Genomic DNA, 15,790 nt, shown 5'->3' with positions numbered 1-15,790 from the left:
TTCCCCCTCTGAGACGGCGAACCGCCGTGTGCTCATTGAGCAACAAGTTGGGAGGGCGTCTCCGGATGAACAACCGGCACTACTGCCCAGGAGCATTGCGCACCGGACGGCAGAGTCCGGCCCGCGGGGGCTGCCTGCCCTACTCGCCTCGGGACGCCTTGTCCTCGCGCCACCAGTGGCTCATGCGCTCATGAATCTCCGCCTCGTAGCCTTCCTTGCTCGGGCGGTAGAAGACGGAACGCTCCAGCGGGGCGGGCAGGTACGTCTGCCCGGGCACGTAGTGGTCCTTGAAGTTCCAGGGCGTCTGGTAGCCCTTGCCGTGCCCCAGCTCCTTCATCAGCTCGGTGGGCGCGTTGCGGATGTGAAGCGGAGGCTCCGCGTTGGGATGCTCCTGGAGCGCCGCCATCGCCGCGTCCAGCGCCGCATAGGCACGGTTGCTCTTCTTCGCCGTGGCCAGCAGGACGACGGCGTGCGCCACGCAGATGCGCCCCTCCGGCATGCCCATGGCGTGGAAGGACTCCTCGCAGTCACGCACGATGCTGATGGCCTCCGGCATCGCCATGCCCACGTCCTCCACGGCAATCACCTTGAGCCGTCGCCACAGTGACGCCACGTCGCCCGTCTGGAGCAGCTTCGCCGCCCAGAAGACGGCGCCCTGGACGTTGGAGCCCCTGCACGACTTCTGCAGCGCGCTCAGCAAGTCGTAGTGCTGGTCGCCGTCCTTGTCGTGACGGGACAGACTGGTGCCCACTGCCTCGCGCGCCGTCTCGGGCGTAATCTCCGCGCCGTCCGCGGTGAGGCTGGCCGCCAGCTCCAGCGCGCCCAGCGCCTTGCGCACGTCACCCACGCCGCCCTTCGCCAGCAGCGTCAGCGCCTCCTCCCCCACCGTCAGGTTGCGCGCGCCCAAGCCCCGCTTCGAGTCACCGAGCGCCCGCGTCAGCGCCGACTGGATGTCCGCGACGGTGAGTTCCTTGAGCTGGAACACACGGCACCGGCTGACGAGCGCGGGGCGGACCTCGAAGCTGACGTTCTCCGTGGTGGCGCCCAGGAGGACGAAGAGGCCGCTCTCCACGTGGGGCAGCGCCTGCTCCTGCACGTTCTTCGCCCAGCGGTGAATCTCGTCGACGAAGAGGACGGTGCGGCGGCTGTACTGGTTGCGCAGGCGCTCGGCTTCGGCCACCACCTCGCGGATGCGGGGGATGCCGTCCGACACGGCGGAGAGGATGACGAACTCCGCGTCCACGCCGGTGGCCATCATCCGCGCGAGCGTCGTCTTTCCCACGCCCGGGGGCCCCCAGAAGAGGGAGGACACGATGGCCTTGCGCTCGATGAGCTGGCGCAGCGGACGGCCCGGGCCCAGCAGGTGGGACTGGCCGATGAACTCGTCAGGCGTGCGAGGCCGCATCCGCTCCGCCAGGGGCGCGAAGCGATTCACGTCGACGGAGGCGGAGAAGAGGTCGGGGCCAGCGCTCATCGGGCCGCAGGCTCTCCCCTCCGTGGCCCAGGGTCAATCGTCCGAATCGAGCGGCTCGACGAGCACCTGTCCCAATGTCAGGTCGTTCAACGCGGTCCGCAGGGGCTCCACCTGGGTGACGGGCAGCTCCAGCCGGTACCCCACGGTGGCCGAATACTCCTCCGCCAGCACCTGCACCTCGTAGGACGGCAGCAGGCGGCGCAACCCATCGACGTGGGTGTACTCCACCTCGACGGCCAGTCGGGTCTTGCGCACACGCTCCGTGGTGGGGAGGCTTTCGAGCGCCTGCTGGACGCCAGCCGTATAGGCGCGCACCAGCCCGCCCTTCCCGAGCAGCGTCCCACCGAAGTACCGGGTGACGACCATGGCCACGTCGCCCACGCCCCCGTGGAGCAGGGCGGTGAGCATGGGGCGGCCGGCCGTCCCATGGGGCTCGCCGTCGTCGCTCATGCCCACCTGGGCGGTGGAGCCCGGAGGCCCGACGACGAAGGCCCAGCAGTTGTGGGTGGCGTCGTCGAACTCCTCGCGGACGCGGGCGATGAAGGCCTTCGCCTCTTCCACGGTAGGCGTATGGGCGGCCGTGGTGATGAAGCGGCTCTTCTGGATGTCCTGCTCCACCCGGTGGAGCCCGGCCGGGATGGGGTAGCGCTTCTCGTCCATGGGTGCGGTGGCTGGCGCAGTGTCTCAAGCTGAGCGCGCGCAGGGAAGACGTTCCCCACGTGGGTGGTTTCTACTTCACGAAGCAGCGCTCCGAAGAAGGCTGCACGTAAGGTCGTCACCGAGACTGAAACTCGACGTGGCGCCCCTGGCCCCGCGGCCTCCGTGGGGTCCTTGGCCCGTCGACTCACCTCACTGAAGTGGGTGCATGCCCCTTCGCACGCGACTGCTTCGTACCCTTTCGAAGGGAGCGTCTCCGGGCGCTCACGCCTGACGCAGCACCAGCAACCGAAGCTCTGTCATGTCCTCGATGGCGTACTTCACGCCCTCGCGGCCGATGCCCGAGCCCTTCACGCCCCCGTAGGGCATGGTGTCGACGCGGAAGCTCGGCACGTCGCCCACGACGACTCCGCCCACCTCCAGCTCGTCCCAGGCCTTCATCGCCCGCGACAGGTCCTGCGTGAAGATGCCCGCCTGGAGTCCGAAGCGCCCGCTGTTCACCTGGGCCAGGGCCTCGTCGAAGCTGCCAAAGGGCTGGAGCAGGACGACCGGGCCGAAGGCCTCCTCGGTACTCAGTGCGGCATCGTCGGGCACCGCCTCCAGCACCGTGGCATCGAGCACCGAACCCCGCCGTCCGCCACCCGTGAGTACCCGCGCTCCACGCTGTACGGCCTGCTGAATCCAGTCCTCCAGGCGCCGCGCCGCGGGCTCGTCAATCATGGGCCCCAGCGTCGTGGCCTCGTCCGACGGATTACCCGGCCGCAGAGCCTTCGCTCGTTCAACGAGCTTCTCGCGAAGCGCATCGTAGAGCGACGCATGGACCAGCACGCGCTGCACCGAGATGCAGCTCTGCCCGGCCTGGAAGAAGGCCCCCTGCGCCACCCGGTCCGCGATGAAGTCCAGCGGCGCGCCCGGCGCTTCGTCCACCACGCAGGCCGCGTTGCCGCCCAGCTCCAGCACCACCTTCTTCCGGCCCGCCCGCGCCTTCAGCTCCCAGCCCACCTTCTCCGAGCCCGTGAACGAGAGCAGCTTCAGCCGGTCGTCCTCGATGAGCGGCCCGATGTCCTCCAGCCGCACGGGCAGCACGGAGAATGCCCCCTCGGGCAGCTCCGTCTCCGCCAGGACCTCCGCCATGATGAGCGCGCTCACCGGCGTGCGGTCCGAAGGCTTGAGGATGAACGGGCAGCCCGCGGCGATGGCAGGCGCCACCTTGTGCGCCACCAGGTTGAGCGGGAAGTTGAACGGGGTGATGAACGAGCACGGCCCCACCGGCACGCGCTGGGTGAAGCCCCGGTAGCCCGCGGCGCGCTTCGACACCTCCAGGTTCAGCACCTCGCCCCCGCCGCGCACGGCCTCCTCGGCGGCGGCCTTGAAGGTGTCGATGAGCCGCTCCACCTCACCCCGCGCGTCGCGCAGCGGCTTGCCCGCTTCGATGCAGAGCGCCAGTGCCAGTTCCTCCGCGCGCTCGCGGAAGCGGCGCACGCAGTGTTCGAGCACGGCCTGCCGCGCGTACGGGGCCATCTTCCGCATGGGCTCGGCCGCGCGCACGGCGGCGGCGATGGCCTCCTCGACGGCCGCGACATCCGCGACCGCGACGTGCGTCACGACCTCGCCCGAGTACTTGTGGGTGACGGCCAGCTCCGCGTTGGGCTGCCGGGGACGGTTGGCCAGGTAGTACGGATAACGTTCAGCCAGCATGGTGTTCCTCCAGTGTTCGCGAACCGCCGTTCCCCTCAGAGCGCGGCGAGCTCCTCCGCGCCCGCGCCGAGCGCCCGTGCGTTGTCCGAGTAATCGATGGGCACGTCGATGACGTGGACGCCGCTCGACGACAGGCAGCGAGCCAGCGTGGCGCCGAACTCCGTCGCGCTGGTCGGCCGGTGGCCATGGGCCCCATACGCCTCCGCGTAGCGAACGAAGTCCGGGTTCCCCAGCGCCATGCCGAAGTCCGGCAGGCCCATCTCCCCCTGCTTCCAGCGAATCATCCCGTAGCCGTCGTCGCGTACGACGACCACTGTCAGGTCCATCCCCAGCCGAACGGCCGTCTCCAGTTCCTGCGAGTTCATCATGAACCCGCCGTCTCCGCAGACGGCCACCACCTTGCGGCGGGGATGCACCAGCTTCGCCGCGATGGCCGAAGGCAGCCCCGCGCCCATCGTCGCCAGCGCGTTGTCGAGCAGCAGCGTGTTGGGCCGGCGCGTGCGGTAGTAGCGAGCGAACCACAGCTTGTACATGCCGTTGTCCAGGCACACGATGCCGTCGTCCGGTAGCGCGCGCCGCAGCTCGGCGACGAGCCGCGCGGGGTAGATGGGGAAGCGGTCGTCATCCCCACCGTGCGCGAGCTGCGCCGCGAGTCCCGCGCGGAACTTCTCGAAGGGTGCGAAGTCCCAGTGCGCGCGAGGCCCCAGTCCTTCACCGATGCGCCACACCGCGTTCGCGATGTCGCCCGTCACCTCCAACTGCGGGAAGTACACGGGGTCCACCGCCGCCGACGAGAAGTTGAGGTGCACCACCGTGCGGCGGCTGTCGCGCATGAAGAACGGCGGCTTCTCGATGACGTCGTGGCCCACGTTGATGATGCAGTCCGAGGCCTCGATGGCGCGGTGGACGAAGTCCCCTTCCGACAGCGCCGCCGTGCCCAGCCACAGGGGATGCGCCTCGTCCACGACGCCCTTGCCCATCTGCGTGCTGAAGAAGGGAATGCCCGTCTTGTCCACGAAGACGCGGAGCATCTCCGAGGTGAGCTTGCGGTTGGCGCCCGCGCCAATCATGAGCAAGGGCCGGCGAGCGGAAGCGATCGCCTCGACCGCCAGCGCGATGGACGCCTCGTCCGCCACGGGCCGGCGCTGGGCACTGGGCGCCAGCAGCACGGCGTCGGTCGACTCCCGGGCCACGTCCTCCGGCAGCTCCAGGTGCGTCGCGCCGGGACGCTCCTCCTCGGCGCGGCGGAACGCCTCACGCACGGCCGAAGGGACATGCTCCGCCGAAACGAGCGTGCGCGTCAGCTTCGTCAGCGGGCGCATCATCCCCACCACGTCGACAATCTGGAAGTGGCCCTGCTTGCCGGCCCGGATGGGCTTCTGTCCGGTGACCATCACCATGGGCATGGCGCCGAGCTGCGCGTAGGCGGCGGCCGTGACGAGGTTGGTCGCCCCGGGCCCCAGCGTCGACAGGACGACGCCCGCGCGGCCGGTGAGCCGCCCATACGTGGCCGCCATGAAGCCCGCGGCCTGCTCATGACGGGTGAGCACCAGCCGCATGCCCGCGGCCCGCATGGCCTCGATGACGTCCAGGTTCTCCTCTCCCGGAAGCCCGAAGACGCTGCGCACGCCCTCCGCTTCCAACGCTTTGACGAACAGGTCTGCCGCCTTCATCGGGTGCCTCCTTCGCGACCTCGCGATGGGAGAACACTTACGCGCGGGCCATGATTGGTACATTCGTTTGTTCCCATGGCTCCGATAGGCAATGCCTATGATGGAGACATGGAACTGCGCCACCTCCGCTACTTCTCGGCCGTCGCGGACACCCTGCACTTCGGGCGGGCCGCCAGGCGCGTCCACATCTCGCAGCCCACGCTGTCGCAGCAGATTCGCCAGCTCGAGGAGGAGCTCGGCGCGCCCCTGTTCGAGCGCGCCCGGAGCGGCGTGCGCCTGACCCAGGCGGGCGAGCTGTTCCGTACCTACGCCTCGCGAGCGCTGGAGGACGTGGACGCGGGCAGAGTCGCCGTGGGCGCGCTGCGAGGCCTCACCACCGGCGCCCTGCGCGTGGGCTACCCGCCCAGCATGCGAGGTGTCGTGCTGCCCGCGCTCTCCGCCGTGCTGCGAAAGCACCCGGGATTGGTGCTGAGCGCGGACGAAGCCGTGGTGCGGCGGGTGGAGCGGCGGCTGGCGGATGGCCGTCTCGACGTGGGGTTGGGCTACGCCCCCGCGCGCTCACCGGACCTGGAGGCGGAGCCCGTCTTCGACAGCAAGCTGGCGCTGGTGGTCGCCAAGGGACATCCCCTGGCGAAGCTGGAGACCGTGGGCGCGAAGCCCCTGGCCCAGGAGCCCTTCGCGCTGCTCTCCCGAGGGTTGCGCGTGCGAGCCCGCGTGGATGCCTGGTTCGCCGCCATCCGGATTGCGCCACATGTCGCGTTGGAGTCGAACGCCGTGGCCACGGTGCTGGCCACCGTTCGCGCGGGGCTCGCGGTGACAGTGCTCCCGGAGCCTCAACTCGCGGATGCCGCGGGGCTGGTGGTGAAGCGGCTCTCCCCTGCCCCCCGGGCCGAACTCGCGGCGCTCCTGTGGCGAAAAGGCGCGCCGCGCACGCCCGCCGCGGAACTGTTCGCGGCCGAGGTGCGCGGCGCCAGACGCCCGAGCAGGCGATGAGCCCGCTTCAACGCGTGTCGGGGAGCTGCGTGTACTCGTGGAAGTTGCCGTGCAGCCGCTCGCCGGGTTCGCCCTCGGTGACGGCCTGGACCAGGTACTTGCCGCCCACGAAGCACCCCTTCCACGAACCCCCGATGCCGCCGAAGACCTCTTCCCGGTCTCCACGCGAGCGCGGGGCGTTGTGGCCCACCTTGAAGGCGCGCAGCTCGCTGGAGACGCGCTTGCACGTGTCGGGCTCGTCGCAGGCGATGGAGGCCACCAGAGAGCCGTTGGACACGTTCATCTCCGCGATGAGCTCCTCCTCGCTGTCCACGACGACCAGCGTGTCCACGGGGCCGAAGGGCTCGCCGTGGTAGAGCTTGCAGTTGCGCGGCACGTGGAGCAGCGCGTGCGGGGCCAGGTACGCGGAGACGTCCTGGTCCGGCAGGAAGCGATCCGCGTCCAGCCGCCCGGCGAAGAGGGGCACGGCGCCGCGGCCCTCCGCCTCACTCATATGGCCGTGAAGCTCCTCGACCTTCTGACTGTTGATGAGCGGGCCGAAGTCGAGCGCGGGTGGCTCGCCATCCGGAGTCTCCGCCAGCAGCGGGTGCCCCACCTTCAGGGCGGAGACGACGGGCAGGTACGTCTCCAGGAAGCGCGGCATCAGGCTCCGCTCCACGACGAAGCGCGGGTACGCGGTGCAGCGCTGCTTGCCGTACTCGAAGCCCTTCTTGAGCTGCTTCGCCAGCCGGTCCCAGTCGCTGAAGTGCCAGATGCCGTAGGCGTTCACCCCTTCCATCTCCAGCATGTAGCGCTTGTTGCGGTCATAGAGGCTGGCGGCGATGTCCCGCCCGTTCGCCTTGCCGCCCACGAAGGACAGGCAGGCGATCTCCGGATTGCGCACCAGCGCGTCGCTGAGCTGTCCGCCCGAGCCACTGATGAGCGACACAGGCAGCCCGCAGCGGCGCGCGAGCGCCATGCAGAGCGTCAGCGAGAAGAGCCCACCATCCGTGGGCGTCTTGGCGATGGCGCTGTTGCCCGCGAGCACCTGGACCAGCACCGCGTGGACCAGCACCGACAGCGGGTAGTTCCATGAAGCGATGTTGGAGATGAGCCCCAGCGGACGGCGGCCCTCCACCATGGGCTCGATTTGGGAGACGTACCACTCCACGCCAGTGATACAGCGGTCCACGCTGACGCGGGCCTGTGGCACCGGCTTGCCAATCTCCCAGGCCAGGATGAGGGCCAGCAGTTCGCGCTGCTCACGCAGCATGGACAGGCACTGGGTGACGCGCTCCTTGCGCGCATCGAGGTCCTGGTGGGCCCAGGTCCGTGCCTCCGCGGCGGCGGCGCTCGCGGCGACGCGCGCGGTGTTCGCATCAATCATGGGCAGGCGGCCCAGGACGGTGCCGTCCACCGGGGACAGGTAGGGCTTCCCCTTTCCGGGATGCCCCCATTCCCCCGCGATGAGGTTGAGCACTCGGCCAGACGGGTCGAACGCCTCGGGAATGAGCGCCCGGATTCGGCGCTCCAGATTGGACCACTCCGCGTAAGCAGGCACCACACTTGCCATGAACACGCCCTCCCCCGGAAGGAGACCAGGCCGACACTCCACCCGGCATCGGCACATTGCGTCAAGGTGATGGCAAGTGAGGCGCGCGGCAACCGCCGCCCCGCGGCCACGGGTTGCGTCGCTTTTCGCGCGCTGCTCCTTCCAGATTTCTTCCCAGCGAGCCGTTTTGACCTGACAGATTCCGGTGCAAACTGACTACTCAGGAAGTAGCCTCCGCCAGCATGGGGCTCCCTTTCCTGAATCCGGCCCGACTTCCACCCGGAACCCGGGTGGGCCCGTGGCGCCTCATGGACCTGCGAGGCCGAGGTACCTACGGCGCCGTCTACCGGGCCCGGCACATCACGGGCACACACACCGTGGCCCTCAAGCTGGCCCTGCATGCCCGGGACGAACGCTTCGCGCGCGAGGCCGAGCTGCTGTCCCGCATCCATCACCCCGCCGTTCCCCGGTTGCGAGCGAGCGGGAATTGGCAACCCGCCAAGGGACCGCCCCACCCCTACCTCGCGATGGACTGGGTAGAGGGCACGCCGCTCTACGATTGGGCCAGCGAGCACCGTCCCACGTCGCGGCAGGTGATGGCCCTGCTCGCGAGGCTGGCGCGGGCGCTCGAAGCCACCCACGCGGCCGGGGGGCTGCACCGGGACGTCAAAGGGCACAACGTGCTGGTCCGCGAGGCCGACGGGCAGGCGTTCCTCATGGACTTCGGTTCCAGTCACTACGTGGGTGCCGCGACGCAGACGAGCTCGCCGTTTCCACCAGGGACGCCGGCCTATCGGTCCCCTGAAGCGTGGCGCTTCGCAGCAGGTGACTCCGCGCCGCCGTATGCTCCGGGACAGGCGGATGACGTCTTCGCGCTAGGGGTCACCGCGTTCCGGATGATCACGGGGCGGTATCCGCCGTCGACGCATCCTGACGTGGCGGAGTCGAGGTTCTGGCACACCGAGCGAGCCCAGGCCCCGTCGCCGCGGGACGCGAATGGGCACTGCAGCCTGGAGTTGAGCGCGTTGGTGTCGCGGATGCTCGCCCCAAGCCTCCATGTGCGAGGCAGCGCACGCGAGCTGGCGGAGTCTCTGGATTCCGCGGTGGCACGGGCGGGCTCGGAGTCGGATGTGCCACTCATGGTGGGAGGTGCCCTTCACTCCCTTGCGTCGGCGCAGTGGAATGAACGTTCCCTCCGCCATCGAGCCCGACGAACCCGGTGGCCATGGGTCGCCATCATCGGACTTGGAGGCCCCCTGGTGCTGAGCCTCGGCTGGCGGCCCCGAGCGGGAGCCTCGGTCACCATGGTGCCCGAGCCGGCTGTGATGTCCATCGACACAACGGATGGAGGCACGGTCGCTGTCGGAGACAGTGTGTTCGCGGCGCCGGCATCTCCCATCCAGGCCCCCGTTGCATGGTCGACCATCGCCCTGGAGATGCCACCCCGACCCTTTCCCGGGCAGACCCGGCCAGACGCATCAGGACGGTGCCCACGCAAGCTCCAAGTCCCCATCAACGGTGGCTGCTGGGTGAAGCTGGCCGTCGATAACCTGAAGGACTGTGACGAGGACGGGTATGTCCACAAGGGCGCCTGCTATGGCCCCGCCTTTCCCCCCACGCGGCCCGCCACTTCGAGCCCCGCACACTGCCCTACGCGCCACTGAAGCGCAGACCGTGTCGCCCGCCTGCCCGCACCCCGTGTCGCTTCGGCAAGGCGCACCGCTGCGGCATATCCTGCTGTCGATGAAGCCCACCTACACAGTCACCGCCGTGCGGAACCGGGACGAGTTGGAGCACATCCTGGCGCTGCAACAGAAGAACCTGAAGCAGGCGCTGTCCGCGGACGAGATGCGCTCACAGGGGTTCGTCACGGTTCAGCACGACCTGCCGGCACTGGAACAGATGCACGCCATGGCGCCCAGCATCGTCGCCCGCCACGATGGAGTGCTGGTGGCCTACGCTCTGTCGATGCCGCGCGAGGCCCGCGCGCTGGCCCCCATCCTGGAGCCCATGTTCACGCTGCTCGATTCGCTCGAGTTCCGAAGCAAGTCGCTGCGCGACTACCGCTTCTACGTGATGGGGCAGATCTGCATCGACAAGGCGCACCGGGGACAGGGCTTGTTCGACCGGCTCTACCACCAGCACCGGGACCACTTCAGAGATCAGTTCGACCTCATCGTCACCGAGATTTCCGTGCGGAACCTCCGCTCCCTGCGCGCGCACGAGCGGGTCGGCTTCGAGACGCTCCACACCTACCGGGACGCGACGGACGAATGGGCCGTGGTCGCCTGGGACTGGGCGCCGCCACGTCCCCCGGATGTCCCCCCCGAGGGGAACACGCGCTGAGCGTTGAGCCAGCCCCTCATCAAGGGAACTGACGTTGCACACGCGCGCTGAGCCCGATGAGGGCCGCACGGTCCTCCGCGCTGAACATGGCCCCAAAGGCCCGAGCCTCGGCGGAAGGATCGCGCTGGAAGAACTCCGTCTCGCGCCGAGCGAACTCCGCGATGTTGGCCTCGGTCGCGGGCTGGCTGAGCAACTCTCGCTGCTGCGCGTAGAAGTCCCCCACCTGGCCTGCGCCGAACTCACGAGCGTAGGCCTCCACGGCGGGCCCCAGTCGCGTCAGCGGCCTCGTCACGCCAGAGGCTTGAAGCGCGGGGCCCACGAGGGGCACGGCGTGAACCACGGCGCCCGGCAAGGCCCCCACGGCATGCCCGGCCGTGCCCAGCATCCCCACAGCCCCCGACAGCAAGGGCCGGATGGCCGCCCCGACCGAACCCGGGGGACTCTGCCGCGTTACCTCCAGAGCCCGCTGGCGCTGTCCGCCGGATGGAGCGGCACCTTGACCGGAGAGATTCACCAGAGGGGCTGAACGCGGTGGCTCGAAGCGGTCCCTGGAAGGCGGCGGCTGCCGAGCAGCACTCCCAGGCGCCGATGGCGGCGTGGCCACGGAATCCCGAACATGGGACGCGGATGGCGCCACAGCGGGGCGAGGCGCGACTCCAGGACGAATCGGACTGGTGTTCCCCATGCCGGAGAGCATATCACAGGCTATTCTAGATAAACGGATATCCTGACCGTCCCATCCGTTCGCCCCTCAACGCTCCAGGCAACCCGGGCCAACGGCCTCGGCAGCGCACGCAATGACTCATCCGCTGTAGCAAGAAGCGACGTGTCACGTTGAAAACAGACGCCAGACACGTCCAATCCCTCATCATCCATCCACGCCCTGGGAGCCGCGAAATCCGCGGCATCGGGCAAGGGACGCCCAGGGTCGCTTCAGAGGGAGACAGGCACCCTATCGCGACGGAAAGAGGGCCCCTTCCACACCTGGAGTGCACAGTCCTGGGAACAAATTTGCGACACGGCACAAACATGAATCCGGATTGCCAGGAACATTCGAGTTTGATGTATTAAAGCCGTCTCACTTCGCTGTCCCCCCTAGCAGGAGTTCCCCCGATGCGTCGTTATGTTGGATCTGCCTTCCTCGCCGCCGGTCTGCTCGTTGGCTGTGGTCCGAGCGAAACCGAAACGTCCACGCAGCAGCCCCAGGAGCAGCAGCAGGGGCTGCTGACGGAGGCTGACGTGGACGTTGCCACCGAGTGCCAGGGCATTCTCCAGTTCGTCAATGAAGCGACGTTCAACACGCTGGACGCCTATCTGCCCAGCAACGTCGTCCACAACCTGGTCAACCGGCGCGCGGTCTCGCAGTTCGCCTCCCTGGCGGATATCTCCTCCGTGGCGCTGGTCGGTCCGGCGCGTCTGCAGCAGATCGAGCAGGGCGCCCGGAGCCAGGACTACATCGACGCGGACTGCTACGGCATCGCGGATGGGCTGGCCCTGTCGCAGGATGACGCGGCTGCCATCGTGTCGCTGGTCAACAGCATCAGCTCCACCGAGCTGCACGACATCCTCCCCTACGCCTGGAACGGAGCGCTGAACCTGCGCAACCAGCGCCCGTTCACGAACGCGGACGCCATCGCGAACACGACGGGCATCGCCGACGTGAGCTTCCGCAACCTCCGCAACGCGGCCACGCTGAGCCGCCCGTTCGAGGCGCTCATCAACGCGGTGAACAACCTGCCGCGGCCGCACGGTGGTGTGTTCATGGCGCGCCACTTCGACTGGTGGGCGAACATGAACGGCCAGTTCCACAACTTCCAGGTCCAGGAGTGCTTCGGCGAAAGGACGGAGCGGGTGTCCGAACCGGATAACCACCGCGGGACGGATGCTGACGCCGCCGAGGTTCGCGCCCATGTCGAGGCGTTCGTCAACGCTGCCGCGAGCTTCGGCACGTTGGATCCGGAAGTGAAGGCCGCCGGTCTGGCCAACCTGAACACGCTGATCGATGGCCGCTCGTTCTTCGGCTGCTCCTACGGCTATGCGCGTGACCCCTGGAGCGACCACAGCGCGACGTTCTTCGTCGACACCGAGTCCGGATTCAGCGTGTACACGGACAGCTACTACGCAGAGTGATTCACAGGCGATCCGGACGGGGCTGAACGGCCCGTCCGGGGCGCAGCAGGCGTGAAGCAAACCGAGGACTCCCGCCGAGCCCCTCAAGCGAGTGGAACTGCGCTCCGTGATGGATTCGATTCGGGACTTCTCACCGTCCAATCAGGCGAAGCGCGAGTCCAGCTTCGTGAGCTGGCTCGTGAAGCCTTCCTGCTGCATCTTCGTGAACTCCTCGCTGTGCATCGCGTCCAGCATCACCACCATGCGAACGCGGTCGCCGCTCGGGAGGAAGTCCACGGCGATCTTGCTTTCGTAGGGAGCGACACCGGGGAGAAAGTCGATGACGTTCGTGAGGACGAGCCGCGAATGTGGCGCCACCTCGGTGAAGCGGGAACGGGTCGCATGGGAGGTCGGCTGGCCCATCTGCTTCATCGCGGCAATCATCTCCGGTGAGTCGGCAATCATGTCGTACCGAAGGGCGCCGCCTACGCGTGCGTCGATTTCGTGCACCGCGGCACGGAAGCCCTGTGGTCCCCACCACGACTCGAAGCCCTCTTTCGTGGTCCAGAGCGCCCAGATGTCCTCGATTCCCGCCCGGTAGGTGCGCTCGATGACGACCTTCGCCTTCTCGTTGCTCATTTCCGCGGCCCCTTCTCTTCGACTCGGCGAGTCTGTTGTTGTTGCTTCTTCTTCTCCAGTGCGGCTCCGAAGCGATCGAGTCGCGCCTCCCACATCTGCCGGTACCCGGTGAGCCACCCATCGAGTTCCTGAAACGGCTCCGGCTTCAAGGCGTAGAGGCGCCGCTGCCCATCCGGCCGCATCGAGACGAAGCCCGATTCCGACAGGATGCGCAGATGCCGCGAGACACCTGACTGGTGGATTCCGGCCTTCTCGACGACGTCACTGACCTGCTGCTCACCGTACCGAAGGGCTTCGACGATGCGGCGGCGCGTCGGGTCGGCGAGCACCTGGAAGACGTCAAGTTGCATGGAAGTGCATATACACATCCGTGCATATTACCGTCAAGGCCGGCGCCCAACGCAAGCGCACAGGCCAGTCGAGGCGCCGTCGTGTCGGTACCTGGAGCCCTCCGGCAGGGCCCTGCTCGGAAGAACTCCGTGGCGGCAGCCTCGATTCGGGCTGCCTGCTCCCTCACTCAGCGGGCCGTCGAAGTCGGCTCCGGAGGCGGTATCATGGCGCGTGCCCGCTGAGGGCGGCTCCCCAGGATCTTCCACCACGACTTCGGAGTGGATCGCGATGCACTACTTGAGCCTCACGGGTGAATTCAAAGCATCCCACGCAGTCACCTTCCCGGACGGCCAGCGCGAGCCCCTTCACACGCACGACTGGTGGGTCCGCGTCTGGGTGAAGGCGCGAGCGCTGAACCATTGGGACGTCATCATCGACTTCAAGGATCTCCAGGACATCATCGATCGGGTGTGCCGGGAGCTGCATGACACGAACATCAACGAGCACCCCTACTTCAAGACGGTGAACTGCACGGCCGAGCGCGTCACGGAGTACGTCTTCAAGCAAGTGGAGTCGGGCCTGCCTGAGGGCGTCACGCTCGACCGGGTGCACCTGCGTCGGACGGGCGGCGAGCTTCCAGAGGCCGAGTACGCGCATGCGACGGACTGACCGTTGAGGATGGCTCCTGACTCCGCGCTCGCCTCCCGAGGGCTGGACGGTTAGAAACACTCCTTCCATGGCGCCTCCTGGCCTTCCGTCCCCCGCTCCCCTGGCCCCCATCTCCGGAAGTGGGGGCGTTCGTGTGAAGGTCGAGGGCCTGCGCCGCACCTTCCCTGGCAACGTCGCCGTGCTGTCGGGGCTGGACCTGGACGTGGCGCCCGGTTCGTTCGTGGCGCTGCTCGGTCCCTCCGGGTGCGGCAAGTCCACGCTGCTGCGGCTGGTGGCCGGGCTGGACCGCGCCGAGGCCGGGCACATCTCCTTCACCCCGACGCTGGAGCGAACCCAGGGCGAGCGCGCCCCCATCGCCTACGTCTTCCAGGACGCGCACCTGCTGCCCTGGCGCTCGGTGCTGGACAACGCGGCGCTGCCGCTGGAGCTGACCGGCGTGTCGAAACCGGAGCGGCAGGCTGCCGCGCGCGCCGTGCTCGATCAGGTGGGGCTCGGTGATGCCACCGACCGCTATCCGGCGGAGCTGTCCGGCGGCATGCGCATGCGCGTGTCCCTGGCACGCGCGCTCGTCACCCACCCCCGGCTGCTGCTGCTCGACGAGCCCTTCGCCGCCCTGGACGAGCTGACGCGCGGCCGGCTGGATGATCAACTCCGCGCGCTGTGGCGCGAGCTGGGGATGACCGTGCTCTTCGTCACCCACTCCATCTCCGAAGCCACCTACCTGGCCGAGCGGGCCGTGGTCCTGTCGCGACGGCCCGCGCGCGTGGTGCTGGACCGGACGCTGGAGCTGCCAGGTGAGCGCAGCGCATCCCTGCGCACCGAGGCCTCCTTCGCCCGGGAGGCCCGCCTGCTCAACGAGGCCCTGGAACAAGGAGAGCGCTGGTGAACCGCTCAGCCCTTCGCGCGGCGGTTCCTCCGCTGGTGGCGCTCGTCGTCCTGCTGACCCTCTGGGAAGGCACGGTGCGCCTGCTGGAGGTTCCACGCTGGCTGGTGCCCCCGCCCTCGGCCATTGGTGCCGCGGGAGCCCAGGAGGCGTCCTCGCTCCTCGGCGCGGCGGTCACCACGGGCCGCTCCGCCCTGGTCGGATTCGGGTTGAGCGCGGTCCTGGGGGTGCTCGTGGCCGTCCTCCTGGCCTCCTCGCGGATGGTGGAGCGCGCCCTCTACCCCTACACGCTCTTCCTGCAGACCGTGCCCATCGTGGCCATCGCCCCGCTGCTGGTGCTGTGGTTCGGCCCGGGCCCCCGCGCCGTCGCGGTGTCGTCCTTCATCGTCTCGCTCTTCCCGGTCATCGCCAACACGCTCACCGGGCTGCGCTCGGTGGAGCCCTCGCTCCGGGACATGTTCCGCCTCTATGGCGCGCGGCGGCTCGCCACGCTGTGGAAGCTGGAGCTGCCCGCGGCGATGCCACACCTGTTCACGGGGCTGCGCATCGCCTCGGGGCTGGCCGTCATCGGCGCCATCGTCGGCGAGTTCGTCGCCGGCTTCTCCGAGGGCTCCGCGGGGCTGGGAATCCTCGTCCTGTCCGCGTACCGTCAGCTGCGCACGGATCTGCTGTTCGCCGCGGTGCTGGCGGCCTCGGGGCTGGGCCTGGTGTTGTTCGGTGTGGTGAGCCTCACCGGCGCCCGGCTGTTGCGGCGCTGGCACCCGTCGGCGCAGGGAACATGACTCACC

At 68.6% G+C, this 15,790-nt stretch carries 15 protein-coding genes; 7 read left to right on the top strand and 8 right to left on the bottom strand.

Going from position 1 to position 15,790, the window contains the following annotated elements:
• Positions 1–139: 139 nt before the first annotated feature.
• The 4 genes from BHS09_RS13920 to BHS09_RS13905 form a co-directional block, all read right to left on the bottom strand.
• Positions 140–1,474: a replication-associated recombination protein A gene (locus BHS09_RS13920; RefSeq protein ID WP_140798103.1), complete on the bottom strand. Its 1,335-nt coding sequence runs from the start codon at positions 1,472–1,474 to the stop codon at positions 140–142.
• 33 nt (positions 1,475–1,507) lie between these two features.
• The gene (locus tag BHS09_RS13915; RefSeq protein ID WP_140798102.1) at positions 1,508–2,134 is read right to left on the bottom strand and encodes a YigZ family protein; all 627 of its coding nucleotides are present in this window, start codon (positions 2,132–2,134) and stop codon (positions 1,508–1,510) included.
• Positions 2,135–2,395: 261 nt separating this feature from the next.
• Positions 2,396–3,829 (bottom strand): aldehyde dehydrogenase family protein, encoded by a 1,434-nt coding sequence (locus tag BHS09_RS13910; RefSeq protein WP_140790381.1) that lies wholly within the window; start codon positions 3,827–3,829, stop codon positions 2,396–2,398.
• A gap of 35 nt (positions 3,830–3,864) precedes the next feature.
• On the bottom strand, positions 3,865–5,502 hold the full coding sequence (locus BHS09_RS13905) for an acetolactate synthase large subunit (protein ID WP_140798101.1): 1,638 nt from the start codon (positions 5,500–5,502) through the stop codon (positions 3,865–3,867).
• A gap of 108 nt (positions 5,503–5,610) precedes the next feature.
• On the opposite strand from BHS09_RS13905, the gene BHS09_RS13900 reads away from it, so the two are divergent.
• The gene (locus BHS09_RS13900; protein ID WP_140798100.1) at positions 5,611–6,495 is read left to right on the top strand and encodes a LysR substrate-binding domain-containing protein; all 885 of its coding nucleotides are present in this window, start codon (positions 5,611–5,613) and stop codon (positions 6,493–6,495) included.
• 7 nt (positions 6,496–6,502) lie between these two features.
• Here the strand turns inward: BHS09_RS13900 and BHS09_RS13895 are convergent, their stop codons facing one another.
• Positions 6,503–8,047, bottom strand: a complete 1,545-nt coding sequence (locus BHS09_RS13895; RefSeq protein ID WP_140798099.1) for an aldehyde dehydrogenase family protein — start codon at positions 8,045–8,047, stop codon at positions 6,503–6,505.
• Positions 8,048–8,334: 287 nt separating this feature from the next.
• Between BHS09_RS13895 and BHS09_RS13890 the strand changes: the two genes are divergently transcribed.
• Both BHS09_RS13890 and BHS09_RS13885 read left to right on the top strand, forming a co-directional pair.
• On the top strand, positions 8,335–9,690 hold the full coding sequence (locus BHS09_RS13890; protein WP_140796451.1) for a serine/threonine-protein kinase: 1,356 nt from the start codon (positions 8,335–8,337) through the stop codon (positions 9,688–9,690).
• A gap of 79 nt (positions 9,691–9,769) precedes the next feature.
• Positions 9,770–10,372, top strand: coding sequence for a GNAT family N-acetyltransferase (locus BHS09_RS13885; protein WP_140800673.1), 603 nt, complete (start codon positions 9,770–9,772; stop codon positions 10,370–10,372).
• A 19-nt stretch (positions 10,373–10,391) separates the two neighbouring features.
• On the opposite strand, the gene BHS09_RS13880 is transcribed toward BHS09_RS13885, so the two are convergent.
• Positions 10,392–10,757 (bottom strand): hypothetical protein, encoded by a 366-nt coding sequence (locus tag BHS09_RS13880; RefSeq protein ID WP_140790373.1) that lies wholly within the window; start codon positions 10,755–10,757, stop codon positions 10,392–10,394.
• A gap of 728 nt (positions 10,758–11,485) precedes the next feature.
• On the opposite strand from BHS09_RS13880, the gene BHS09_RS13875 reads away from it, so the two are divergent.
• Positions 11,486–12,502: a hypothetical protein gene (locus BHS09_RS13875; RefSeq protein WP_140798098.1), complete on the top strand. Its 1,017-nt coding sequence runs from the start codon at positions 11,486–11,488 to the stop codon at positions 12,500–12,502.
• A gap of 141 nt (positions 12,503–12,643) precedes the next feature.
• Here the strand turns inward: BHS09_RS13875 and BHS09_RS13870 are convergent, their stop codons facing one another.
• Together BHS09_RS13870 and BHS09_RS13865 are read right to left on the bottom strand one after the other, a co-directional pair.
• A complete protein-coding gene (locus BHS09_RS13870) occupies positions 12,644–13,120 on the bottom strand; it encodes an SRPBCC family protein (protein WP_140790369.1) in 477 nt (158 codons plus the stop codon).
• The gene (locus BHS09_RS13865) at positions 13,117–13,488 is read right to left on the bottom strand and encodes an ArsR/SmtB family transcription factor (protein ID WP_140798097.1); all 372 of its coding nucleotides are present in this window, start codon (positions 13,486–13,488) and stop codon (positions 13,117–13,119) included. The genes BHS09_RS13870 and BHS09_RS13865 overlap by 4 nt, the downstream gene beginning before the upstream one ends.
• Before the next feature lie 250 nt (positions 13,489–13,738).
• Here BHS09_RS13865 and BHS09_RS13860 point away from each other — a divergent pair, with 250 nt between their 5' ends.
• The 3 genes from BHS09_RS13860 (at position 13,739) to BHS09_RS13850 (ending at position 15,784) form a co-directional block, all read left to right on the top strand.
• On the top strand, positions 13,739–14,119 hold the full coding sequence (locus BHS09_RS13860; protein WP_140790365.1) for a 6-pyruvoyl trahydropterin synthase family protein: 381 nt from the start codon (positions 13,739–13,741) through the stop codon (positions 14,117–14,119).
• Positions 14,120–14,252: 133 nt separating this feature from the next.
• The gene (locus BHS09_RS13855; protein WP_140798096.1) at positions 14,253–15,005 is read left to right on the top strand and encodes an ABC transporter ATP-binding protein; all 753 of its coding nucleotides are present in this window, start codon (positions 14,253–14,255) and stop codon (positions 15,003–15,005) included.
• Positions 15,002–15,784, top strand: a complete 783-nt coding sequence (locus BHS09_RS13850) for an ABC transporter permease (RefSeq protein ID WP_140798095.1) — start codon at positions 15,002–15,004, stop codon at positions 15,782–15,784. Before BHS09_RS13855 ends, BHS09_RS13850 begins: the two co-directional genes overlap by 4 nt.
• Positions 15,785–15,790: the final 6 nt, after the last annotated feature.

The organism is Myxococcus xanthus (assembly GCF_006402735.1).
In the GTDB taxonomy this organism is placed as follows: domain Bacteria; phylum Myxococcota; class Myxococcia; order Myxococcales; family Myxococcaceae; genus Myxococcus; species Myxococcus xanthus_A.
This window is presented reverse-complemented; position numbering and strand designations above follow the sequence as displayed.